The 23,523-nt window shown below is 47.9% G+C and carries 21 protein-coding genes and 1 tRNA gene; 15 read left to right on the plus strand and 7 right to left on the minus strand.

Annotated elements, in window-relative coordinates; all coding sequences use genetic code 11:
- Positions 1 to 3: 3 nt before the first annotated feature.
- Positions 4 to 633, minus strand: a complete 630-nt coding sequence (locus B7989_RS09980) for a hypothetical protein (protein WP_088628353.1) — start codon at positions 631 to 633, stop codon at positions 4 to 6.
- Between the two features lie 170 nt (positions 634 to 803).
- Between B7989_RS09980 and B7989_RS09985 the strand changes: the two genes are divergently transcribed.
- The 8 genes from B7989_RS09985 (at position 804) to B7989_RS10020 (ending at position 10,399) form a co-directional block, all read left to right on the plus strand.
- Positions 804 to 2,054, plus strand: a complete 1,251-nt coding sequence (locus tag B7989_RS09985) for a putative DNA modification/repair radical SAM protein (protein ID WP_088628354.1) — start codon at positions 804 to 806, stop codon at positions 2,052 to 2,054.
- 4 nt (positions 2,055 to 2,058) lie between these two features.
- Positions 2,059 to 2,814: a TIGR03915 family putative DNA repair protein gene (locus B7989_RS09990; RefSeq protein WP_233144357.1), complete on the plus strand. Its 756-nt coding sequence runs from the start codon at positions 2,059 to 2,061 to the stop codon at positions 2,812 to 2,814.
- A gap of 98 nt (positions 2,815 to 2,912) precedes the next feature.
- Positions 2,913 to 4,535, plus strand: coding sequence for a cellulase family glycosylhydrolase (locus B7989_RS09995; protein WP_088628356.1), 1,623 nt, complete (start codon positions 2,913 to 2,915; stop codon positions 4,533 to 4,535).
- 145 nt (positions 4,536 to 4,680) lie between these two features.
- Positions 4,681 to 6,093, plus strand: a complete 1,413-nt coding sequence (locus B7989_RS10000) for a GGDEF domain-containing protein (protein ID WP_088628357.1) — start codon at positions 4,681 to 4,683, stop codon at positions 6,091 to 6,093.
- Entirely contained in the window at positions 6,090 to 7,496 is a 1,407-nt protein-coding gene (locus B7989_RS10005) for a GGDEF domain-containing protein (protein ID WP_088628358.1), read from the plus strand. Before B7989_RS10000 ends, B7989_RS10005 begins: the two co-directional genes overlap by 4 nt.
- A 221-nt stretch (positions 7,497 to 7,717) precedes the next feature.
- Entirely contained in the window at positions 7,718 to 8,557 is an 840-nt protein-coding gene (locus tag B7989_RS10010; RefSeq protein WP_088628359.1) for a TIGR02147 family protein, read from the plus strand.
- Positions 8,550 to 9,911, plus strand: coding sequence for a hypothetical protein (locus B7989_RS10015; RefSeq protein ID WP_088628360.1), 1,362 nt, complete (start codon positions 8,550 to 8,552; stop codon positions 9,909 to 9,911). The genes B7989_RS10010 and B7989_RS10015 overlap by 8 nt, the downstream gene beginning before the upstream one ends.
- Positions 9,908 to 10,399 (plus strand): PAS domain-containing protein, encoded by a 492-nt coding sequence (locus B7989_RS10020; RefSeq protein ID WP_088628361.1) that lies wholly within the window; start codon positions 9,908 to 9,910, stop codon positions 10,397 to 10,399. The genes B7989_RS10015 and B7989_RS10020 overlap by 4 nt, the downstream gene beginning before the upstream one ends.
- A 316-nt stretch (positions 10,400 to 10,715) precedes the next feature.
- Here B7989_RS10020 and B7989_RS10025 read toward each other — a convergent pair whose 3' ends face one another.
- From B7989_RS10025 to B7989_RS10040, 4 genes are all read right to left on the minus strand, one after another.
- Positions 10,716 to 11,036, minus strand: coding sequence for a hypothetical protein (locus B7989_RS10025; RefSeq protein ID WP_088628362.1), 321 nt, complete (start codon positions 11,034 to 11,036; stop codon positions 10,716 to 10,718).
- Positions 11,037 to 11,060: 24 nt separating this feature from the next.
- Positions 11,061 to 11,145 (minus strand) — tRNA-Ser (locus tag B7989_RS10030).
- Between the two features lie 105 nt (positions 11,146 to 11,250).
- Complete coding sequence (locus B7989_RS10035; protein ID WP_088628363.1) at positions 11,251 to 12,942, minus strand: M3 family oligoendopeptidase; 1,692 nt, start codon at positions 12,940 to 12,942, stop codon at positions 11,251 to 11,253.
- Positions 12,943 to 12,958: 16 nt separating this feature from the next.
- Complete coding sequence (locus tag B7989_RS10040) at positions 12,959 to 13,549, minus strand: hypothetical protein (protein ID WP_088628364.1); 591 nt, start codon at positions 13,547 to 13,549, stop codon at positions 12,959 to 12,961.
- Positions 13,550 to 13,896: 347 nt separating this feature from the next.
- On the opposite strand from B7989_RS10040, the gene B7989_RS10045 reads away from it, so the two are divergent.
- Genes B7989_RS10045 through B7989_RS10060 form a run of 4 tightly spaced genes read left to right on the plus strand, consistent with a single transcriptional unit; the run spans position 13,897 to position 16,953 of the window.
- A complete protein-coding gene (locus B7989_RS10045; RefSeq protein ID WP_144265020.1) occupies positions 13,897 to 14,526 on the plus strand; it encodes a hypothetical protein in 630 nt (209 codons plus the stop codon).
- A gap of 9 nt (positions 14,527 to 14,535) precedes the next feature.
- Positions 14,536 to 15,504 carry a hypothetical protein gene (locus tag B7989_RS10050; protein WP_088628366.1) on the plus strand — a complete coding sequence of 323 codons (969 nt, stop codon included), beginning with the start codon at positions 14,536 to 14,538 and terminating at the stop codon, positions 15,502 to 15,504.
- A gap of 19 nt (positions 15,505 to 15,523) precedes the next feature.
- Positions 15,524 to 16,162: a hypothetical protein gene (locus B7989_RS10055; RefSeq protein ID WP_144265021.1), complete on the plus strand. Its 639-nt coding sequence runs from the start codon at positions 15,524 to 15,526 to the stop codon at positions 16,160 to 16,162.
- Entirely contained in the window at positions 16,162 to 16,953 is a 792-nt protein-coding gene (locus B7989_RS10060) for a hypothetical protein (protein WP_088628368.1), read from the plus strand. Before B7989_RS10055 ends, B7989_RS10060 begins: the two co-directional genes overlap by 1 nt.
- Before the next feature lie 11 nt (positions 16,954 to 16,964).
- Here the strand turns inward: B7989_RS10060 and B7989_RS13895 are convergent, their stop codons facing one another.
- Both B7989_RS13895 and B7989_RS10075 read right to left on the minus strand, forming a co-directional pair.
- Positions 16,965 to 17,744 (minus strand): hypothetical protein, encoded by a 780-nt coding sequence (locus tag B7989_RS13895; RefSeq protein ID WP_144265022.1) that lies wholly within the window; start codon positions 17,742 to 17,744, stop codon positions 16,965 to 16,967.
- An 83-nt stretch (positions 17,745 to 17,827) separates the two neighbouring features.
- Positions 17,828 to 20,104, minus strand: a complete 2,277-nt coding sequence (locus tag B7989_RS10075; protein WP_088628371.1) for an endo-1,4-beta-xylanase — start codon at positions 20,102 to 20,104, stop codon at positions 17,828 to 17,830.
- A 259-nt stretch (positions 20,105 to 20,363) separates the two neighbouring features.
- Between B7989_RS10075 and ruvA the strand changes: the two genes are divergently transcribed.
- From ruvA to B7989_RS10090, 3 genes are all read left to right on the plus strand, one after another.
- Entirely contained in the window at positions 20,364 to 20,972 is a 609-nt protein-coding gene (gene ruvA / locus B7989_RS10080) for a Holliday junction branch migration protein RuvA (RefSeq protein WP_072801084.1), read from the plus strand.
- 36 nt (positions 20,973 to 21,008) lie between these two features.
- Complete coding sequence (gene ruvB / locus B7989_RS10085) at positions 21,009 to 22,052, plus strand: Holliday junction branch migration DNA helicase RuvB (RefSeq protein ID WP_088628372.1); 1,044 nt, start codon at positions 21,009 to 21,011, stop codon at positions 22,050 to 22,052.
- Positions 22,053 to 22,383: 331 nt separating this feature from the next.
- The gene (locus B7989_RS10090; protein ID WP_088628373.1) at positions 22,384 to 23,517 is read left to right on the plus strand and encodes a hypothetical protein; all 1,134 of its coding nucleotides are present in this window, start codon (positions 22,384 to 22,386) and stop codon (positions 23,515 to 23,517) included.
- The last annotated feature ends 6 nt before the right edge of the window (positions 23,518 to 23,523 follow it).

The following is a 23,523-nucleotide window of genomic DNA, read 5'->3' on the forward strand; positions in this document are numbered from 1 at the left end:
TAACTATTCTTCGTCTTCAGGAGTCGTGCCCTCGTTGGGCACGTAGTTATGCTTGTGTGTGATTTCGAAGCTCCAGTAGCATGAAGCACCAAATCTGCCCGAAGAGAATCTATAAGACAAGTCTTTCTTTTCGAAACTTTTCTCGAGGCTTGTAAAGGTGTAGCTAAATTCAAGACCTACGCCTGGGGCATAATGGAATCCGACGCCCGCATCGACCATGAAATTTTTTGGCTTTTCCCACCAGGCACTAGCGGTAGTTGCCGGCAAGAGCCAGCCTGCGCGCAGCGTCCCGTAGGGTGCGATATCTTTAAAGCTTTTCGTAGATCTCAGGGAAAGCGCCCCCCATATGGGAATAGTGCTTGGCGTCAGTTTCAGTTTGTCTTTCCTCTGAGCATTCATAAAGCCGATTCCGCCACCGAAGTAGAATGGAGAAGATTCCTTTTCGGCTAAAAATTCTGCGCCAACTTCGCCTGTAAAACCGGTGCTATACTCTGTTTTGGAATTGCCCCCGTCAAGGACCCTCGAAACGTTTACGTCTGCGGGAAGAAATCCGCGTAGAAACGGGTGAATTTCAGAGGAGTTTGCATTTACCAAGAATAAAGCACAAGTTAACAGGGTAGCGCGAATTTTCATGCTCGCGAATATAGAAAACTTGAGTATTCTTCAGTTTGGCTGCCCAACGAAATTAATTAATTGTAAAAATATGCATTTTTGCTTGCTTGAACCCGAAAATACCACTTGCTTTTTTGTGCAGTTATACTTATATTTAGTGAACAAAGGTGCAACTAAACAAAAAGGCATTTATGGACATACGCGAAAAGTTGAATATCCTTTCGGCCGCGGCCAAGTACGACGTGTCGTGTTCTTCGAGCGGGTCCAAGCGGCAAGCGCCCCAGGGTGGACTCGGGAGCGCCTGTAGCGCGGGTATTTGCCATACCTGGTCTTCTGACGGGCGCTGTATTTCGCTTTTGAAGGTGCTCATGAGCAATGCCTGCAAGTATGATTGCGCCTATTGCATTAACCGCCGTAGCAACGATATTCCGCGAGCTACATTCACGTCCAAGGAACTCATCAACCTGACGTTGGAATTCTACCGCCGCAACTATATCGAGGGGCTTTTCTTGAGTTCGGCGGTGGTGGGCAGCCCTGACCGCACCATGGAAATGCTGATTCAAGTGGCCAAGGAACTGCGCACCGTCCATAAATTCGGCGGATACATTCACCTGAAGGCGATTCCCGGAGCCAGCCGCGAACTTCTGTACCAAGCTGGGCTTTATGCCGACCGCAGCAGTGTGAATATCGAGATTCCGACCGACAGGGCGCTACAATACCTCGCTCCCGAAAAGAATCATGCCTCGATTCTCGCCCCCATGAATTTTTTAGCCGAACGCAAGCTGGAATACAAGACGGACCATTCCCGCTATTCGCCAAAGTTCTTGCCGGCTGGTCAAAGCACGCAGATGATTGTGGGGGCGGCAGGGGAGTCGGACTTGCAAATCCTGACCCTTTCGAATAGATTCTACAAGCAGCAGCAAATGAAGCGCGTGTATTTTTCGGGCTATGTACCGCTCAACGCCGACAAGCGCCTGCCTGCACTAACGACCAAGCCGCCCCTGGTTCGCGAACACAGGCTTTATCAGGCCGACTGGCTCATGCGTTTTTACAAGTTCGGCTTTGATGAAGTGGTCGACCCGGCGCACCCGAATCTAGACTTGGATCTCGACCCAAAGGCTGCTTGGGCATTGCGCCACCCTGAATTTTTCCCCATCGACATTCAAACCGCCGACTACGAAATGCTCTTGCGCGTGCCAGGTATTGGCGTGAAATCGGCCCAATTGATCGCTTCGGGTCGCCGGTTCTCTAAAATCCGACTGGAGCACCTGAAAAAGATGGGAGTCGTGCTCAAGCGGGCGCAGTACTTTATTTACCATCCGGATACTCCCGCCTGTTTGCGCAGGCTTTACCCTGAAATGGTCCGACCTTTGCTGCTCCCCAAGCCCCAGCCCTTGCAGCTAGATTTGTTCTCTAATCAACCTTTAGCTTTGCCGGCGTAAAATCATGCTTTCTATCTCTTACGATTCAACATTTGACGGATTCTTGAGCGTGGTCTTCGAGATTTACCGCCAGCACTTGGAGGTGGGTGAGATTCATGGAGACCGCAGCACGACTCCTTGCAACCTGTTTATGCAGCCTTTCCGCATCGAAACGTCCGAAGATGAGGCGGCCCGGCTCAAACGGGCTATTGAAAATTATGCCAGCGCCGATATTTTGGATCTTTTGCATGTGGCGTTCCGCTCCGAGGAAGAGGGAATCGAGATGAAGATTCTAGCCTATCTTCGCAAGGTTTTTGACGGCAAGGACCCGAAATACGCCAAGAACCCGACCTCCGATGAAATGCTTCCGCTGTTCTTGACCGCCCGCGCTGTACGCCACGAGGCGGGGGGCATGCTCGGGCTCGTACGCTTCAGCAAGACCTCTGACGGCACGTATTTCGCCGAAATCGAGCCCAAATATGACATTCTGGACCTGATTGTGGGGCACTTTCGCGGGCGATTTGCCAACGAAAAGTGGGCAATATACGATTCCAAGCGCGGTTTCGGCGTGTATTATGCGGGGCACCAGCTTGCCGAAATCACCATTCCGAACCTGGATGCGGTCACCAAGGCCACTCCGCCCGACGAAATGGTCCGACTTTGGCAAGATTACTACAAGTCAATCGCTATCAAGGAGCGTGAAAACCCGAAACTCCTGAAGCGCTGTCTGCCAGTGTACTACTGGAAACACCTGCCCGAAAGACAATTTTCCCGTTGTTGAAACCCTTCCAACCATTTTTGGTGTGATTTTCAAAAAAATCACTCCCATTTCGGCAAATAATTGTATTTTTCTTTTGGAAAAATGGAGAATTTGAAGCTATGAATATGGTTTCGGCTAAACCGGGATTTTTTGTACAGGATCGCTTTTTATACAGTAAGGACAACGAAAAGGTTATTCTTCGCGGAATCAACCACATGTTTATTTGGACAGACCGCGAAGGAAAAACCATTCCCGAAATCGCCAAGACGGGTGCCAACTGCGTCAGAATCGTTTGGAACACCCGCGGCCGCGTAAGCGACCTTGACAACATCATTGCACAGTGCATTAGCAACGGAATGATTCCCATTCCCGAAATTCACGATACGACGGGTAACTGGGAACGCTTGAGCGATGCCGTCGATTTCTGGCTCCGCGAAGAAACGGTGCAGATGATTTCGAATCACCAGCAGTACTTGATTTTGAATATCGGTAACGAACCGGGCGCAGAATCCAAGTCCGCAGACGAATTCTTCACCGTCTATAATTCCATTGTCACCAGGATGCGCGCCGCCAACATCCGCATTCCGCTGATGATTGACGCCGACCAGTGGGGCCAAAGCGAAAAGAACCTGCTCAAAGTGGGCCCCAAGCTCTTGCAAGCCGACCCGGAACACAACCTTTTGTTCTCGCTGCACATGTGGTGGCCCTCGGAACGTCACGATCCGAAAGCTACGGGCTACGCTACCGTTCAAGACCGAATCCGCGGCGTGCTCGAAGCCTCCGTCGAAAAGAATTTGCCGCTGATCGTAGGCGAATTCGCTCCTGTTGCCGCTGGCGATGTCAAGGAAATCCCGTATAAGTTCATTATGGCCGAAGCCGAACGCCTGAGCATCGGCTGGCTCGCCTGGAGCTGGGGTCCGGGTAACTTTGACAGCCCCGAAATGGATATGACAGTCCACAGCTCATTCAATACCCTGGTGGGCTGGGGCAAGGAAGTCTGCGTCGATAACCCAAACGGCATCCAGAACACGAGCGTCATTCCGACATTCATTCAAGAAAAGAATTTTGATACAGGCTCCCAGGCAATCGATGCAAATCTGATTCAAAACGGCGATTTTTCTGCCGACGAACCGCTAACCAACTGGCAAGTGGACTTCTGGGGCGGCAAGGCCGACGTCAAGGTCACGAACGGCGTTGTCCGTTTTGACATCAAGAAGGCAGGCAAGGAATCCTGGAACCTGCAGTTCAAGCAGAAACTTTCGCTCCGCGAAGGTATCACCTACATTTTCAGCATGCGCGCCAAGGCTGACAAGCCCCGCACCCTGAATGTGAATATCAAGCGAGATTCCGAAGAATATACGCCCTACGCCAACGGCCGTATCCTGGACTTGAGTACCAGCTGGCAGAGCTTTAGCTGGAAGTTTACCATGAAAGAAGATACGGACCCCGATGCCTTGTTGATTTACGATATGGGCGGGGTACCGATTTCTTGGGAACTCAGCGATATTTCGCTTGTGCAGGCCCGCAGCGTAGAAGACCGCCTCAACCGAACCTTCCAGCGCAATGTGCAGAAGAATTCGGGCTATTTTAACGCCCCGAATGGCCCTTGGGAATTGCATTTGTATTCCACCAAGGGTGAGCTTCTGGAGGTGCTCGACAAGGGGCGTGGTGGCGAAGGCATGCGCCAGTACCCCAAAATCGAACGCAGCGGAATCATGGTGGTGAAGGACTTGTCCAAGTAACCTTCACACCCGTGAATATTCCAAGTTGAAATAAAAAAAGTCTAATATTTTTTACAAATAAAGCACTTTTTCTTTGAAAAAGTGCTATTATAATACATTAAGAAGGATGATGTCACAGACATAATACACATGGAGGGCTGTTAATATGGATCTACAGGAATATGTCGATCAGTTCGATTCGATGACCTGTATCATGTCTGTTGAAAAAAAATCAGACGGGTCTTACGGGAAAATACGAATCGAAGTGGGAAATCCTGCATATGTTGCTTCTTTTGACAAAGCAAACGCCCCCATAGCCATGAAAGACGAGAATGGATTTGTTCCCGGATGCGAATACACGACCTATCTCCCGAAGGATTTAAACTTTGAACATTTTGTTGTAGCCAGCGCAGTCAACAAAAAACCAATGCACGCCTACATTCATCCGGACCGTTTTCCAGTCTGGTTCAATATTTTCAGCCTGCCACTGAATATCGACGATCCAGACAAGTATTACTGTACTTACACCCAAGAACTGTCGAGCGAAGCAAATACCGAGCAGATGACCAATTTGTCGGCCAAGACAACTTCGCAAGTCTTGCAGACCTGCATCAAGCTTCGTAGTTCTACGAATTTCCTGAAAACGATGGATGAAATCATCCATGATATTCGCATCGCTTGCGAAGCAAGCTATTGCTGTGTCATGCTTACTGATTTTAAAGAAAGGACCTGCAGTCTTTTAAGCGAAGATATTGCGGTAGGCGTGCCTCAGCATTCCCTCAAGAGTTTTTTGGACGACTCCTTTATTGAATATGCCCAAACCTGGCTTAAAACCATTGACGGAAGCAATTGTCTAGTCATTCAAGACAAAAACGACATGAACGAAGTCAAGCTGCGCAATCCCAATTGGTACAGGTCGTTAAAAAGCGCCGAAGTGGAAAGCATTGTTCTGTTCCCGCTTCAGTACAATGGCGAGACGGTCGGATTCATTTGGGCGACCAACTTCGACACCAAGGATACCGACCGCATTAAAGAAACTCTTGAACTTACGACATTCTTCATAGCCTCAGAAATTGCCAACTATCAACTTCTACAGCGCCTTGAAATGCTGAGTTCGACAGACTTGTTGACGGGAGTCATGAACCGTAACGCTATGAACAACCGAGTTCTCCGTATGGTTACCGGTCGCGAGCGCAAGCCTGAATCGATTGGCATTGTCTTTGCCGACTTGAACGGGCTTAAACCTGTTAACGACAAGGAAGGCCACAACGCAGGAGACTGCCTGCTGAAAGAAGCCGCCTTGATTCTCAAGTTGACGTTCGAAGGGTGTGAAATTTACCGAGCCGGTGGCGACGAGTTCGTGATTATCGCCTTGGACAAACCTAGAAAAGAGATTGAATCGCTCGTCGAAAAAATCCGGAAGGACTCGGCGGACCCCCAAAATGTCAGCTTTGCGGTAGGATTTTACTATGATGACAAGGGTGGTGACATCCGTGTTGCAATGCGCGAAGCCGACGCCCTTATGTACGAAGACAAAAAACAATACTACGACCGATTCCCTGAATTAAGACGAAAATGAAAAAAGAAGAATTGCAAAAATTCGTTGAATCTTTTCCGACGATGACGAGTATTCTATCGGTAGAAAAGCGTACCGATGGAAGTATCGGGACTATCCGCATCGAAGCGGGTAACCAGATCTATATCAAATCCATGGAAAAAAAAGACGAGGACGGCAATTCCGTATTCACCCAGACTTTTGTTCCGGGCTCCAATTATGAACGGTACATGGAAAAGGAACTGAACTTCGAGAAGTTCGTTTACCAGAGCGCCATTCTGCATAAACCGGTTCACGCTTACATTCGCCCGGAGCGCTTTAATTTTTGCATTAATCAGTTCTTAATGCCCGTCGATGTCGAAGACGACGAAAAGGGCTATTGCGTCTTTACCCTTGAAATCCAGCCCGAAGAAGACCTCGACACTTCGACAAGGCTTTCTTCTGAAATCTCGCAGAACGTCCTCAAGGCATGCATCAAGCTGCGCGGTTCAAAGGATTTCAGGAAAACCATGGACGAGGTGATTGAAGATGTACGCAAGATCTGCGATGCAAAATCCTGCAGCGTGTTGCAGACCGATTTCAAGGAACGAACCTGCTCCATTTTGACTTGTGCCCGAAGGCAAGACATGCCTCCGCTGGATCTTGATAGGGTATTCAACAACGAATATATCTATATCGCGGAATCCTGGATAGAAACACTTAAAGGCAGCAACTGCCTGATTATCCAGAACGAAGCGGACATGGAAATCATTCGCCAGAGAAACCCGAACTGGCATAAAACAATGATGTCTGCCGGTGTCGAAAGCCTGGTTTTGCTGCCGTTGATGCACAACAACGAATTTGTCGGATTCATTTGGGTGACCAATTTCGACACCTCCAAGGTCTTACGCATTAAAGAAACCCTTGAACTGGTTACCTTCTTTATTGCCTCCGAAGTGGCCAGCTACAAACTGGTGCAGCGCCTTAGATTCTTGAGCAACGAAGACTTGTTGACCGGCGTGAACAACCGTAACGCCATGAACAACAGGGTGCTTCAATTTGTAAGCGGCGAAGTCCATTACAGGACTGTTTCCGTGATTTTCGCCGACTTGAACGGACTAAAGCCCATTAACGACAACGAAGGCCATAATGCCGGCGACGCCCTCTTGAAGAGCGCCGCAGAGATCTTGAAGCAGACCTTCTCGGATTGTGAAATCTACCGTGCAGGTGGCGACGAATTTGTCGTCGTGGCAATCGATGTTCCCAAGGAAAGCCTTGAAGCTAGAGTCGAAACGCTCCGCAAAAAATCCAAGGTCAAGGGCAACGTGAGTTTCGCTATCGGGTTCTACCACGACGAAAACGGGGGAGACGTCCGTAAGGCGATGCGCGAAGCCGATGCCCTCATGTACGAAGACAAGAAAGAGAACTACGCCCACAGTCGTGGGTAAAAGCCCCGATTCATGATACAAGTTTTAGCCCTCGGATGATCTCCGAGGGCCTTTTTTTGCGTTATTTTATGACTTTTATCAATGGATTTTGCATGTTTGTATCATGAAAAATCTTTAAATCCGATACAAAAACGCCGGTTTATGTAGTTTTTAAAAGAATTTTTAACTTTTTGTATCATAGTCTATTGACTTTGTTAAGAAAAGATTATATATTAAGAAGCATGAAACCTGTGATGGAATACACAAGCTACCGCGTCTATATTCGCGACTATTATGCCGAGCGTAAGGAACGCTCCGGTTTTACATGGCGCGACTTTGCAAAGGCCGCAGGCTATTCCTCACCTGTGTTTTTGAAGCTTGTTTGCGACAGTAAGGCAAACTTGAGCGAAGCGGGTATCGAACGCGTCGCCTCTGCCATGGGACTTGTCGGTGTCGAACTGCAGTATTTCAGACACTTGGTCGCCCTCAATCAAGAAAAATCCTCTGCCGCAAAGAAAAAGATTTTTTCCGAAATGCGCGCTATTGCCAACGAGAATTCTTTTGTGCTCGTGGGCGAAGAGCAATACGACTATTACGGAAGCTGGCTGAATCCGGTGCTTCGCGAAATGGCCCCGCGCCTGGATGGCGCAACACCCGCCCAGATGGCGGGGGAGCTCGTCTTTGAAAGCGATGCCGCCCACGTCAAGAGTTCCTTGAAGTTGCTCGAAAAAAACGGATTCCTCAATAAAGACGAGCAGGGCCATTACAGCCAGACCAATCGCTCCATAACTACAGGCAACCTCGATGTCGCCTCGTTCGCTATCCGTGAAATGCACCGTCAAATGGGCGAGCTCGGCGTTCAAAGCCTTGACCAGGTTCCGGTCAAAGAACGTGACATCTCCGGCCTTACCATTGGCATTTCCGAAACCGCCTACGAAAAGATTACTAAAGAAATTGCCGAATTCCGTCGTCGCATCAGCTCGATCGTGATGGAAGATTCTGGCGAAGAACGCGTTTACAGACTGAACGTGCAGTTGTTCCCCCTCACCAATACCTTGCCCGAGGAGGAGCACCATGACTAGGCATTATAAAATAAGTCTTGGCCATTGGGCTGTTGCTTCTTTCGCATTCACGCTATCTGCATGCGGAGTTTTTTGGGCTGGTGGCGTAGACGAGCAACAGAATACGGTAGCAGGTGTTGCGGACGAAATCGAAACCGAAAATAGTGCCAACATCAAACCGAATACCGATCCCAAAAATTGCTACACAAGAAATGATACCACCTATTGCATCCACGTTGCCGATGCAAATCTTCCTATTGGTGATACGCTTGTTCAATCGGTGGATTCTGTTCATCTCGATCCGGTAAACGTTGACCGACATGACTCAGCCCTTACTCCGACCCCTATTGTCGATGTTACTCCTGTTAAATCCTCCTATTCCATCAAGGGTTACGTAGCAACAGACAAAGGAACCACCAAATCTATCGAAGTTGCTTTAAAAGATAGCACGTTCGTCGTACAGGGTAATTCAGACGGTTCGTTTGAATTGGCAATTCCTGAAGGAACCCGTTCGTTCATCGTAAAATCCGTGACCACAAACGGATACGTTTCTGAATCCAATTACTATTTGGTATATGGTTCAGGCATTAATGTCGTGGGTCCTGTTCCGACAAGCGTAGCAGACGATGTTGACGCCGAAGATCTTGAAGCTCCGCCCGTTCAGACTGTCGAAATGCCGCCCGTAAGCGGTATGACGCCTGGTCCGGGCCCGGTTTTTGATCCACCGGACACCTCCGCGACAACAATTCCTCCGCAGGATACGACGGACAACAATTCCGATGCAGTCATCCTTTTGCCGAACGATCCTGATTACGGTCTCGTATATCACTGGAGCGAATCTAACATGCCGGCAAACGAAAGCGTCGTAAACGATTCTCTCGTCTTTGCTGAAGGTCTTGAAGAACTCACTTTCGAAATCACCTTTAAGGTAACGTCCTTCCCTGAAACTCTCAGGTTTAGCAAGAACGTTTTCGGTAAGAAGGGCTTGTTCAACCTCGCCATTACAAAATCGTCATGCCATGTCCAGGAACCCGCTTTCGCTTTCTTTATCGGGAACGGATTCGATTTCACCTCTTGCCATGACAAGGCTGTCGTATCTTCGGCAACGATTGAAGTCGGTAAAGAAATCACCGTGACCGGCGTTTGGGACGGTAAGCACGTGATGCTCTACAAGGACGGCTTCCTGATTGCCGAACAGATTCTTACCAAGATTGCAGACATCAACTACATTACTGCCGACAACATTTTTGAAACGCCGTTCATATTCGGCGATAAGGACTTGGATATCTCTATTATAGATGCGCGATTGGGGAACAAAGCGATCAGTTCTGCCGACGTCTTGTACCGGCACTATCTAAAAGGAGGCGCACAATGATGACAGAGAACTCTATCGAATTGGCCTACTTTGAGGTCAACCAACACGGCCGCCTTTTGAGCGGAAACAGGCGCTTTTGCCGTATGTTCGGTTTTGAGCCTTCGGAACTGCAGTGGCATTACGTTACCGACCTGTACCGCCATGCAAGCGACTGGAACGCATTCCGCAATGACACCGTGAATGCCAGCTTCAACATGCGTATGCGCAATCGTCGCGGACGCAGTTTCGACTGCTGCATCACTCGTGAAATCATCCAGAATGCAGACGGCGAAATCGTATTCCGTAATACGGTACACAAGGTGGGCGAGGCTCGCGGCACTACTACCTCGACCACTCCGCTTTCCATGGTATTTCTCACGAAGTGCGCTGATTGCGGCGCGCAGATCCGCGTGACATCCGTTGCCGAAACAAGGCTTCGCATGTTGTGCAATCAATGCGCTGCAAAGGCATTCCCGGAGACGTACTATACGAAGAGTGCCCAAATGTAAGCCGAAGTTGCCAGGTGTAAACTGGCAATGAAGGCGAAGAAACTGAGCTGATTGGGAGTTCAGTAAGACCGAAAAAAGGCTTCGGGAGTAAGCCAAAAGCCAGAGTGCGGCATTCGTGAGCCTAAGCGGCTCAGAATAAACGAGCCGCGAAGGCGAGAGCGAGGCGATGTCACATTCTTGTTAGTGCGATAGAGCCGAGCGGTCATTAAAGGAGAACGAGCAGGGAAGGAGAAAAAAGGCGACCTCTAAGATTTAGAGGTCGCTTTTTTCAACAAGGATTCGTTTTTTTAACGAAAAGTTTTGACGTTTGCTTGGATTATGCGCCGAAAGCATCGTCTGCGGCAGCAGAAACCTGCGCCACGTTTTCAGAAGTCATTTCAGGTTCAGCAGCAACGGCAACAGCTTCGTTATCGGACTGTTCACCCGCCTTCTTTTCGGAAATGGAAAGCTTGCCTTCCTTGAACTTGTACATAGCGATGGTGGTCGGCTTCTTGGTAAGGGTGATATAACCCTGAGTAGCCTGCTTGTTCACAAAGCGGGCTTCCTGGGCCATCATGACCACTGCGCGGAAAACGGAGCCTTGACATTGTTCGTTTGCGTAAATGTCATCAAGATAGACTCTCTGTTCTTCAGCCATCTAGGTACCTCTGAAAATGTTTAGAAGAGGGAGAGGGATTCGAACCCTCGTTACCGTGAGGTAAACACGCTTTCCAAGCGTGCGCCTTCAACCACTCGGCCATCCCTCCAGGATGTGCGCCAAATATACCATTTTATTTTTCGTTTGTCAACCATTTTTGCCGTTTTTTTGCAATTTTTTGCAAAAAAAGCAAAAAATAATGACAACATACACCCTACGATCTGTTCAGTTCGTCCCACACGACCTGCATAAGCGGTTCAATGGTCTTCGCGGTGAAGTCAAACTTGATGTTTGCGGCGGCAAAAAGCTCCGGTAACGGGCGGCTGTCGCCCAAACTTTCGGCCTTGAACAGGTCATCGATGGCCTTTTTCGGGTCTTTTTTGAAGTTTGCCCACACCTGGAGCGCCCCGAGCTGGGCAATTCCGTATTCGATGTAGTAGAACGGGCATTCGAACAGGTGCAACTGCTTTTGCCAAAGGTTGTTGCGCACGGCTTCGAATCCGGAGTAGTCCACGCCCGCATCGTAGCGGTCCATGATCCCCTTCCAGATCTGTTCGCGGTCCTTGGCCGTATGGTTCGGACGGCTGTAAAGCTCATGCTGGAAACTGTCGATGCTTGCCACCCACGGGAACAGCCAAATCACGTCTTCCAGTTCGCCCTCGATACTCCTGCGGATTGCCTCGGAATCGTTGCCGTAGAAGGGCTTGAGGTTGCTCATGCCGATAAGTTCCATGCTCATGCTGGCGACTTCGGCGAATTCCGAAGGCACGTCGCGGTAAGCGAGAATCGGCTGGTTTGCGAGCGCATACTGGTGGAATGAATGGCCCGATTCATGCAATAGCGTGTAAATGTCGCGGTCGGTTTCGGCCGAATTCATGAAAATGAAGGGGAGGCGGCTTTCGTCAAAGCCAATCTGGTAGCCGCCAGGAGCCTTGCCGAGCCTGCTATCCGGATCGATCAGCTTCTTGGCCTGCATTTCGCGGGCCCACTTGCCGGCCTGCGGGTGAATTGATTCAAAAATCTGGTCCACCTTCTCGATGAGTTCATCGCCGTTTTGATACGGTTTGAGGGGCGGGCGTGAAAGCGGATCCACGCTCAAATCCCACGGACGGAGCGTCTTGAGCCCCATCTTTTCGGCGCGCTTCTTGTAGATTTCCTTGAGGAGCGGGAGCACCAGCTTTTCGACACTTTCATGGAAAGCCTTGCAGTCAGCAGGGGAGTAGTCGAAACGGCGCTTGGCCAAGAAAATATAGTCGATAAAGTTCTTGCAACCCGCATTTTTTGCGATTTTGTTGCGAATTTGGAACAACTTATCAAAAGAAGCGTCCAGAGCATCTTTATCTTTAAGGCGACGGTCCCACATGGTGCGGAATGCACTTTCACGCAAGTTGCGATCCGTTTTTTCCAGGTAGGCGCTCAATTGCTGCATGGTCTTGACGCCACCGTCAAATTCCACGCTCATGCCGCCGGTAATCTTCTGGTAGGCCTGAACCGCCATGGTTTCTTCCGTTTCAAGCGGAATATTGGCGGGGGAGAACAGATCCAAAGACACCTGCACGCTCTTGAACCATACGCCAAATTCGCCTTTCAGCTGGTCCTTGGCAGGGTGAGCCATCAATTTCTTGTTCAACTTGTCGTCAAATTCGCTCATCACGGGGTCAATATTTCCGACAAAGTCTTCGTACGCCTTGGCGGCGGCTTCATCCTGCGTATTGACAGTCATGGCCACGTAACGGCGGCTAGAAACTTCGGCCAAAACAGAACCCAGTTCGCTCCACTTTAAAATCCAGGTGCGCAAGGCATCGGGGGAGTTCGGGATATTTTCATCGAGAAGAGTCTTGAAAAGGCGAGTAACGTCTTCTACGCTATCTACATTTAAATTTTCAGGTACAAATTTTCTATTCATAAACACCAATTTTTATTTAAAAACCAATTGCTCCGACCCAGTCGCTTACAATGTTGTCCAAAACCGAGGTGCGGGCCCTGTCGGCAAGCGCCTGCTTTTCATCTTGGCTGATTTTGCGATCCTGGTCAAATTCGAGCGTAAAAGCTTCATCCCCTGCCTCAAGCGAGACGTCCATACGGCCCACGATATGGACCACATTCACGTCCATAAGCCTGAAAATTCGGCGGTCAATGGGCATTTCCGTCACAAGAATCACCTTGTTGTCGCCAGGAATGAGTTTAACCGTGTCCCGGAGCGCCACGGGAAGCTCCATCAGGGAATCCAGCACCAGGTTCGCCATCAGGCCGCGAATCCAGAGCGTATCCTTGCCCGTATTCTTGGCGTTCAGGCCAACGGTCAAATGAGCCTTGCCGATCTCCTTTTCGAGGATTCCTCGGGCGAAATCCTGCACCAGGGCAACCACGTGCGGGTTTGGCAAAAGGCCCTTCTTCAGGTCGTCCGTTTTCGGGAAAAGATCCTTGTTGATGCTCGCAGAATCCAACGAGAGCGTTTCAAATTCAAGCTTAGTCTTGGAGAGGATATCTGCCGCCGACAGTTTCTTGGTCACTGCACAGCCCGTAAAAAGCAGTGCAAGACAGATAAATGTTAAAAGAATTCTTTGCATGGATTATTGTAAACTGAGTTCAAGTACAATATAATAAAATGGATTTGACGCAAAGCTCCAATAAGGCTGTAAAGCAGAAATCTTGTGATTTTCCTCAGTCATTTTCCCCGCCCCGTTATTGCCGATAATGCGGATTATGTAAACTAAATAATCACGAAGAGAATCACACTTTTTTTCACTTTTTTGCGATTTTCGTGAAATTTGAGTATATTTTCAACATACAAGTTATTCGAGGAGGACAAATCTGTTTTATGCGCGCGCTATTATTTATAGCTTTATTGTTTCTTGTTTTGACAGGATGTACGAACCCGACGCAAAAGTACCATCCGTTTGACAAGCCCGAGTATAGCAAGGGCGAAATTGTCAAGTACGAAGATGCCAAAATCAACACCAGATACAGAAGTGATTTTGCCTACGAAATCAAGACTCCCGGCAGCGAAGACAGCGTAAAGTTCTATACCGCTAATCATTTCTGTTACGATCCCCAAAACAGGAATATCGTTGTTCCGCTCAAAGACCGTAATGGTTTTGAGATGACTTCCCCCGCGGATGGCCTTTTTATTGCCATCCCTAGGGATAGCGTTACCCTATGCAAAAACGGCGTCAGGAACAACTCTGATTTTGCAAGAAACCATGCACTTCACGGATTCACCTATGGTGCTATTGTTGGAGGCGCTTTCATGGGTTTAGGAGCGCTCGCTATGGCTCCGATTTTCCTGTTCTATTCTGAAGGGGCCGCCAATGTCGGATTATTAATAGCCGGCATGGTCGGCATTGGTGCTGGAGCCGGAGGACTTATCGGCACGACGGCCGATTTGGCAGTAAACGGGAAAGCGGTCGAAGAATTTCAAGAAAGTTGTTCGGCTTATTTCACCGAAGAAGAACTTGAAAAATACCTCAACGATAATCTTTGCTACTAGGAGAATTATATGAAACACATTACACTTGGCGTTCTCCTTTTTGCAACCACATTCGTATTCGCACAAGAAAATTCCGAACAGCCGCAGCTTGAAGATTCTTCTACCGAAGAGGCCGTATCTACTGATTCCTCTGTTACAGAATCCTCAGCTACCGATGATTCTGCACTGGCACAAACCGCTACTCTAGAAACCGCATCGGAGCAATCCCCCGCTGACGAAGCATTACCTGAACGTACTCTAGAAGGTTACCGCATTATCCGAATCCAAAAAACGGAAACTAAGGCTTTCAAGGATAGCGTTAAACGCGCTGAAAGACAAATCGAAGAAGACAAAAAGCCCACGATTCCCTTCCGTTTTGAAGTCGGTCTATTGGCCTCTATTGGTGCAAAAGAGCTATTCGGCAGTGACCGATACGCCTATTACGATCGTGATAGAACAAGCAAGGAAATTGAACCGGTTACATTATTCCATGGTTATCCTGTCAACGTGGGTCTAATTGCTACAATTCCCTTGAACGAAGCTACCGTCGCCATTAAAGTCGGAGCCCTCTTTGAATACACAAATCTCATTCATAACGAAGACTTTTTCCTGAAAACAAACGATTCCGACGAAAGTCCTTGGTTTGAAGAAAAAAAACGTGAGCCGGAACATGGAAATATCTCCCAGATGCGCGTGAGTTTTCCCCTGCTGTTTGCGCTAAAGGGACGAACTACCCCGGCGATGTTTGAAGTCGGTTCCAAAATATCCATTCCGATTCAAGATAAATACAAATCCGTTGATTTTGTTGACCATAACATAAGACCTGCTGTCGATGCAGCGCTTCTCATCGGAGGGTCATTCATCATCAATAAGTATTTCACATTAATGACTCATATTGAAGCTCAGTGGAGCGAAATTTACGATGATGAACTGTTTGTCGGTGTTTCGGACATCAGTCTTTTAGGCATCCACGTCGGGTTAGTATTCACACCGTTCTAAGCGTTAAAGTTTTTTGTTCATGAAAAGATTGCACCCTATTCTATTTGCACCTCTGTGTGCCTCCCTTGCCTTATTGTGTGCTTGCGGCGACATTGTTGATATATCTTCTGAAGAAAGCTACAGTCAAAAATGCAGTAGCAGCGCTGATTTTGATGGATTCCAGAAAGATTTCGGTGGCTACAAAGAGGGCAAAAGTATCCCTTACAAGCATTCGGACGGATACCTGTTTTCGCTCACGGTAACCAGCAGGACAAAGGAATTTGATTCCGCCTGTCAAAAGCATATGAACACCGTGCTGGAATCCCCCTACCCCATCTATTATATTTCAGTTTCTGCGACAGCACCCACCTTTTACTACAGTGAACTGGACCAGCTGCGTAACGACGCCGTCGTGGTCAAAGTCGGGCAATACACTTTTGCACTCCAGAATCCCAAAGGCCTCGATTCTACCAAAGTCAGCACCATGGAAATCAATGGGGTCAAATACACGGATGTCGCCGTCAGCAACGGTCGCAAATACAAGCAGCCCTACACAAGTGTAAACCAATACTCAACCGAAGAATCTGATGCAAAGCTGTATTACCAGACCAAAAAAGGCATTCTGAAAATCGAATTGGAAGACGGCAGCTCTATTGCCATCAACGAGGGGGATAAATAATGAAAAAAGCGTTCTTCCTTGTATTGAGCGGGATGCTCTTTTGGGCTTGCAGCAATGGTGACGATTCGTCTGAACGTGGTATCCCCCACGACTTGCAGGTCATCCTAGACGGCGAAAAAGGATTCAGCCCCGATACCGTTATATACCTCGCCGACTCCGTCAAGTTTATCGATATGCTGACCCAATCGGCTGACTTTGACTTAAGCGGTCATCCGGGATTGGACTATATTGTCAAGGGGATGACTTCTGGCATCGATATCCAATTGCAGGTGCTCCCAGGGAATGACGAAATCATTGTCAGTTGCTACCAGAGTTACGAAAAAAGAGTCGTTTTCAGCGAGCCGAAGCTTCCGGCAGAACAGGACGGTTTCTCCCTGAAGATGTTGGATTCCGTCAAAGCCGGCGATTCCGTGTTTTATGATGTCTTGAAATTCGATGCAACCGACGCCACCAACAACCCGTGCAATATTTCCGCTTTCTATTACGGGATTCACGATGGTTTAGTAAAAGTCGTAAGCAAGAACGAAGTCGAGATGAACCGTGTGCCAGCCAAGGCCTATGAAGATGCTATGGACCGCAGGGAAAAAGAACGCGCCCTGGCAGATTCCATTGCTCAGGCAGTCGCCGATTCCATTATCCAAGCGAATACGCCAGTTGAGAAAGACGGCTCCGACGATTCATCCATCGAGATTCCACAAGAAATCCTGGACCTAGCCGATTCCGTTTCAAACTGCATCAAGAAGGCCTATTCTTCCGGGTCGCTTTCGGCGATAAAAAATTGCAAGATTTAGATTAAATGGCCTTACTGAAGGCCATAAACGCTGTCTTCAAACTTGAAATACGTGAAATCTTGTAAGGTATCGGGAACAACGATCCGGAACCTGCTGCTATAGCATTGGCATTCCTTTGTCGAGCGGATTTCCGCAAGATTCACGGACAACGTGTCTCCCAAAAGTTCATAGGATAAATCCGCATCAACTTCGCATAGTTCTCTTTTCAAGAATTCTATTTTGGCGGGCCCGTTACTAGCTTTAATCAACTTGGCCGTTTTACTACTATCCGGACTCATTTTTGCAACGTCTGGTATCGACAGACATTCCTCAAACGTAATGGACGGAACATCCTGATTCACCTCGGCCGCCTTGATGGAATCCAAGTTGACTCGAACGGGCTGCACGCAAGTGACGGTCATAATCGATGGCGGAGGGCACACGCCTTCCGCTAACTTATGAACTCTCTCCGTACCGTTTTCGATGTAGATTGTATCTACGCAACAGGCTGCGGGATTATAGTTGCCCCCATCAAGCCAAGAACTACTCAACGGCGGCAAGAAGACACTTGACGAAGACGGTTCCTGTGATTCGCTTGATTGCGGCTGCGTTTCACTTGACTGCGGAATGGCGTCAGCACTTGATGCAGGAATTTCGCTTGAGGCCGGAACAACATCTTCTTTTGAAGAAGATGAAATATCCGGCGTTGCGATAGTAGCCGATGGTGCGCTAGAATTGTCGTCAGAGCAAGCCGAAAAGAGAGCTGCAAGCCCAAACAAAACCCCAATTGCAGGCAACACTTTGTTTTTCATAATCCCCCTCCTCAATGGGAATACCCCTAATATATAATTTTCTAAGGCATCCATCAAAAAAATGCTTAACGGACGCGATGAAATTATCTTGCAATGCGGATGCTCTGGATTTTGCCGGAGGTACGGTTGCGTAGGATGTACACGCCAGAGTTCTTCACTTCGTTGGAAGTCTTGAGGATTTCCTTGGCGGCATCGAAACCGTAGGCCGAAAGTCTGCCCAGGCGTACTCCATGCAAATCAAGGACGTCGTAATTCTGGAGCGTATTTTGCTCTAAGTGGAGCTTGCCGCCGATATTCCCGTTATTTTTATCGCTAATGGCAATCGTCTGTTCAAAAGCAGCTGAATCCAACGAATCCAGCGGATGTCTAGGAAAGCCTTTGTCGTACCACATGTTCTTGGCGTCGTAGAAGTGTTCGTTGAAATATTCCTTGAGCCAGGTCATTGCAGGGCGGTCTACCCCATCCTTGATAAGTCCGGGATTCGATTCATCTGCCCATACACTGGCTCCGACTTCGTAAAGGTAGCCCCAAAGGTTTACACCTGCAATGTATTCCGATTCCATAAAGAGCGGGATATGTTCGGAATAGCATGCTTTTTGGAGGCTGTCGTTATTCGTACCGACGCTATATTCAGTGATAAACAACGGAAGCTTTATTTTGTCGTAGATTTCCTGAATGCCGTTTTGAATGCGTTCGGAGCTAAAACATTGCGCTTCCGGGCCGGATCCTTGGACGAGTGTGGCGAAAATGATTTGGTACGCATCGACGGGTGCGCCCTGCTCCTGGATTTTTTTGATAACTTCGGCGCCTTGATTGTTTTTCCAGCCGTAATCATCGTAGTCGTTCAAAGTTAGGATTGCTTTGGGCCAGCGCTTGCGAGCCATCTTGAACGCCGTGGCTATGAATTTGTAGTCATCATTGTCGCCACCGAGAGCTTCGATGATTTTATTGCCGCTCCCGAATCCAGAATGATAATGACCATAGCTGTCGCGGGAACCTCCGTTTACCACCTCGATCATGTAAGGTGCGGGGTAACGCATGGCAGCTTTGTCGAACCAGTTTTCAACGGCTTTCTTGGTTTCGTCTATATCAAGGTTGTAGAGCCAGCTGGGGGTATGGGTTCCCCAAAGCAAGCTACGGAAATTGAAATTTACTTTGTTTTTTTGCGCCCAATAGTAGATGCGGTCGCAGCCAGACCAGTCGTACTCGCCACGCACTTTTTCAATGACGGCCCAAGAGCACGCATTTTCAGGCGAAACCTGGTTCCAGTAGGTTTGAAAATCCTCGGGGATTTCTTGCTTGTCGGCAATCATGTTCCCGAAGAACTTGGTCGCTCCATCGGCAAGGCCACGGCCGTAACGGGCGTTCGGATTCTTGAAATATTCCTTGAGCCAGGTCAATGCCGGGCGTTCCACACCGTCTTTGATAAGGCCGGAGTTGCCTTCTGTAAGCCATGTCTTGCCATAAACGTAGCCCCAAAGGGTAATGCCCTTCACATATTCTGTTTCCATCAACAAGGGAATATGTTCTTGGTAGCATTCCTTTTGGAAATCGTCATTGTTGGTTCCGACATCGTATTGGGTGATGTATATCGGGAGGCCGGTTTGCTCATGGGCTTCATGAAGAACGCGCTTGAGTGTCGTAGAACGGAGGCATTGATAACCAGAGCCTTGTAGTGTTGTTTCGTGGAACTGCATTCCGTAAGCATCGACGGGAGCGCCCTGGGCCTTGATTTTCTTAATTAGGTCAATCCCTTCGTTCTTTTGCCACATGATTGTGTTGTAGTCGTTATAAATCAGGATCGCCTCAGGCCAACGCTCACGGGCCATTTTGAAAGCGGTTACCACAAATTTGTAGTCGCCATCGTCGCCGCCGAGAGCCTCAACCAGTTTGGAAGAGGTAAAACTGGAGTGGTAGTTTTTGCCCGATTTGACCGCCTCATTGACCACTTCAATCATGTCGAGGTCGGGGTAATGTTCTTTAACCGCATCAATCCAATCAGTCCAAGCCTTTTTTGTTTCGTCAATATCGAGTTTGATCAACCACTGCGGGTTTTGCGAACCCCACAAAAGTGTATGGAACGTGAAATATGCGTTGTTTGTTTTTGCCCAGTTGTAGCCGAGGTCGCAACCCGACCAGTCGTACTTGCCGCGTTCTTTTTCGACATGGCCCCAGTTGCATTCATATTCGACGGTAATTTGGTTCCAGTAAGTTCCAAAGTCGTCAGGGATTTCGCCAAAGGTAGTGGTGTTGCCTAAAAATTTGGCCGCTCCATCGGCAAGGCCTACATCAGCAAAAGAAAATGTCGATGCAGCAAGGGTTAATGCCAATGTCTTAAAGATTTTTGATATTCCACTCATTGCGACCCCGGATTTATTTAGGTTACAGCACGCAATAATAAAACTACCTATAATACGGAGAAAAGCATCAAATTAAAAGATTGTTTCATGGACAAACTATCAACGTAGACACTTACTGCTTCAAAAGGCGTTTTTTGCATATTTTTCCATAAATTTGTAAAAAAATAAGGATAGGCTTGACAAAACCAGCTAAAATAGTATATATTTGTGCAGTGAACAGATGTTTATGATTTAAAGCGGTTTTGAGGCATTGTAAGCAATGATTGAACGAATTCGCGGAATTTTGATTGAAAAGTCTCCCACTTTTGTGGTTGTAGACGTGAACGGCGTGGGTTACGGCGTGAATATTTCGGCCTATACGGCGGGCAAACTGCCCGAGGTAGAAAGCGAGGTGACGCTCTACACGAACCTGGTGGTGCGCGAAGACTCCATGACGCTGTTCGGTTTTGCCGATAAGACCGAGAAAGACACCTTTATCATGCTGCTCGAAGTGAACGGTGTAGGGCCGAAACTTGCCCAACGCATTTTGAGCGGAAGCTCCCCCGCCGACCTTTTGAACATGATTGCCAGCGACAACAAGAGCGCCCTCGGCAAGATCAAGGGGCTTGGCAAAAAAACTTGCGAACAGATGGTGCTTTCGCTAAAGGATAAAGCTGGGGCCATGCTGCAGGCCTTGGGTGATGTGGAAGGCTCTGGCATTACAGGTATGGGCGCTCTCACAGGCCCGAAGATGGAGGCTGTTCTTGCCTTACATACGCTGGGCGTCAAAGATCCGGCTGCAGAAAAGGCCGTGATGAAGGCTGCTGAAATCTTGGGTGATTCGGCAGATGCCGCGACACTTATCCCCGAGGCTCTCAAATATCTTTAAGGAGATGCCCGGTCTCGCCGGGCATGACAATCGAAAATGGACGATCAGCGGATTATTTCGCCCGAAAAAAGGGCCGGCGACGAAAGCGATGTAGAGCGTTCCCTGAGACCGCCTACTCTTGAAGAATTTACAGGCCAGAAGAACATTAAAGAGAGCCTTTCGATTGCGATTGAAGCCGCGAGACATCGCGGCGATTCGCTGGATCATTGCCTTTTTTGCGGGCCTCCGGGTCTTGGCAAGACGACTTTAGCCGGAATTATCGCCAAGGAAATGGGTGTGAATATCCATATTACGAGCGGTCCTGTTCTTGAAAAGGCGAGCGACCTTGCGGGGCTTTTGACAAGCCTGCAAGAGAACGACATCCTGTTTATTGACGAAATTCACCGTCTGAACCGTGTGGTGGAAGAATACCTCTACCCCGCTATGGAAGATTTTAGGCTCGATATCATGCTGGATTCCGGGCCGGCGGCCCGCAGCGTGAACTTGCCGCTCAAGCATTTTACGCTGGTAGGCGCGACGACTCGCAGTGGCCTTTTGACCAGCCCGCTACGCGACCGATTCGGTTTGCAGTACCGCCTGGAGCTTTATGACGAAGACGATATCAAGAGCATCTTAATGCGCAGCGCGAAGATTTTGAATGTGGGGCTTGAAGAAGATGCCGCCAGACTTTTGAGCGGCCGTTGCCGTGGAACGCCCCGAATTGCAAACCGCGTGTTGAGGCGTTGCCGAGACGTGGCGCAGGTCCGCGGAACAGGCGTTATCGACTTGATGTCGGCCAGCAAGACGCTTGAAATGCTTGGAATCGACGGCGAAGGCCTGGACCATATGGACCGCAAAATTCTCTCGATGATCATGGACAAGTTCGGCGGTGGCCCCGTGGGGCTGGGCACCATCGGGGCAGCGCTCGGCGAGGAGCCGGACACCCTCGAAGAAGTCTACGAGCCGTACCTGATCCGCAAGGGGCTCCTCGCGAGAACGCCGCGTGGCCGTACCGCCACGCGCACCGCCTACGAGATGCTTCACCGCAGCATTCCGAAAGCACTTGCCGAAGCCAGTGCGCAAGAATCGCTGAATTTGTAATTTTTGAGTACCTAAAAACTTCATAAACAAACCATTGTATGGGAACTTTTGTCCACATAGTAGTTATGGACGTGCTCCCAAGTCGATATGTTTTTCTGCAGAATAGTTATGCAACGAATCAATAGCGTCATAATCGACCTATTAATGTGTTTTTTATGTAAATCGATTTTTTCATTCCTTAAATAAAATGCATTTACTTACAAACAACATGTTTTATGTAATTTATTGTAAAAAAAACATAGAAATGAACATTTGTACCAATTTATAATTTGCAAATGTAGTATATTTATCAAACCATATACTAGAAGGAGATTAAAATGAAAAAAAAGTATTGTATTTCATCGCAATTACGCTCTGCGCCTGCGGTAATTCAGAATTAGAGAACAATGTTGTCCAAGATTCACAACAAGACTTATCTAGTCCTGAACTTGCCTATAACGAAAGTATTGGTGATTCTATCCTCCCTTATTTTGAATTTGACGAACAAGGTAATAAAATTCAAATTTTCCAAAACAATAATAACGTTTTAAAAAAAGAAGTAGGAAATAGAAAGTTAGTTTTAGATTCACTTAGCGAATTTCTAGAACTTGAAACATATTATGCAAATCGACTTGCCAACGACCCTGACTATAGTCGTACAATCAAAAGACCATTGGATTATGTATGTCCAACCTCATGGCTGGCTATGAGCGAAGACTATAATACCATCACGCTTGCAAATGGCGATACACTTTTATCTGACAAAATATTATTTAGTAACTGCGAATACACCGGTTTTTCTTGTGATGATTGCGATGATTCCAGTGACAAAGATCCTTATTTGGATGCTTTGAAGGTACAAAAAAAATCCGTTGAGAACACAGATTTTGATTCTAAAGTCACTGTTGAAATCTATCCTTATAAAATGATTGCTTCATCATTTGTAACAAATGTTAAATATGTATATTCATCTGCGGGATCTGAAACTTATTTCCAGAAAAGGCAACGTGTTTGGAGAGGTCCGTTTAAAGGAATGGTATGGAGATGGGCTGCATTCGATCCTGATCGAAATGGAATAAGAACATATTGTTTCAACAAATGCAAATACGAAGAATCTTATGGAGGCCTAATCAGCAGCTTTGAATGTTCTGAAACGAGACACGCAACAGACTTGGACACTTGTTGTGATACCGAAGACATAACGGTAAGATGCAAACTTTCATTTCCATTCCAAGGAGGAATTCAAGTATCTGTAAACTCTTCTACAGATAATGGAGTCACAATGACTCCAATAAATAAGTTAGAAGACCTAAAAGAATACACGAACGATCCTAGTGTTAACGTAGTTACCGAATACAACGGCGCTGTTATAGGTATGCACTATGTTCGTCATGGGAACCATGAATTTAGAGCAAAAACTAGTAAAAACGCTCCTGCAGACCTTATAAAGCATATTAAACAGAAATATACCCTATCTTATAGGTAAAACAAT

This window comes from Fibrobacter sp. UWB5 (assembly GCF_002210295.1).
GTDB lineage: Bacteria > Fibrobacterota > Fibrobacteria > Fibrobacterales > Fibrobacteraceae > Fibrobacter.

Coding starts and splice junctions, on each gene's coding strand:
- ruvA (WP_072801084.1), top strand. CDS start 20,364: ATGATTGAACGAATTCGCGGAATTTTGATTGAAAAGTCTCCCACTTTT.
- B7989_RS10075 (WP_088628371.1), bottom strand. CDS start 20,104: ATGAGTGGAATATCAAAAATCTTTAAGACATTGGCATTAACCCTTGCT.
- B7989_RS10005 (WP_088628358.1), top strand. CDS start 6,090: ATGAAAAAAGAAGAATTGCAAAAATTCGTTGAATCTTTTCCGACGATG.
- B7989_RS09995 (WP_088628356.1), top strand. CDS start 2,913: ATGAATATGGTTTCGGCTAAACCGGGATTTTTTGTACAGGATCGCTTT.
- B7989_RS10010 (WP_088628359.1), top strand. CDS start 7,718: ATGAAACCTGTGATGGAATACACAAGCTACCGCGTCTATATTCGCGAC.
- B7989_RS09980 (WP_088628353.1), bottom strand. CDS start 633: ATGAAAATTCGCGCTACCCTGTTAACTTGTGCTTTATTCTTGGTAAAT.
- B7989_RS10035 (WP_088628363.1), bottom strand. CDS start 12,942: ATGAATAGAAAATTTGTACCTGAAAATTTAAATGTAGATAGCGTAGAA.
- B7989_RS09990 (WP_233144357.1), top strand. CDS start 2,059: ATGCTTTCTATCTCTTACGATTCAACATTTGACGGATTCTTGAGCGTG.
- B7989_RS10060 (WP_088628368.1), top strand. CDS start 16,162: ATGAAAAAAGCGTTCTTCCTTGTATTGAGCGGGATGCTCTTTTGGGCT.
- B7989_RS13895 (WP_144265022.1), bottom strand. CDS start 17,744: ATGAAAAACAAAGTGTTGCCTGCAATTGGGGTTTTGTTTGGGCTTGCA.
- B7989_RS10020 (WP_088628361.1), top strand. CDS start 9,908: ATGATGACAGAGAACTCTATCGAATTGGCCTACTTTGAGGTCAACCAA.
- B7989_RS10050 (WP_088628366.1), top strand. CDS start 14,536: ATGAAACACATTACACTTGGCGTTCTCCTTTTTGCAACCACATTCGTA.
- B7989_RS09985 (WP_088628354.1), top strand. CDS start 804: ATGGACATACGCGAAAAGTTGAATATCCTTTCGGCCGCGGCCAAGTAC.
- B7989_RS10025 (WP_088628362.1), bottom strand. CDS start 11,036: ATGGCTGAAGAACAGAGAGTCTATCTTGATGACATTTACGCAAACGAA.
- B7989_RS10000 (WP_088628357.1), top strand. CDS start 4,681: ATGGATCTACAGGAATATGTCGATCAGTTCGATTCGATGACCTGTATC.
- ruvB (WP_088628372.1), top strand. CDS start 21,009: ATGGACGATCAGCGGATTATTTCGCCCGAAAAAAGGGCCGGCGACGAA.
- B7989_RS10015 (WP_088628360.1), top strand. CDS start 8,550: ATGACTAGGCATTATAAAATAAGTCTTGGCCATTGGGCTGTTGCTTCT.
- B7989_RS10055 (WP_144265021.1), top strand. CDS start 15,524: ATGAAAAGATTGCACCCTATTCTATTTGCACCTCTGTGTGCCTCCCTT.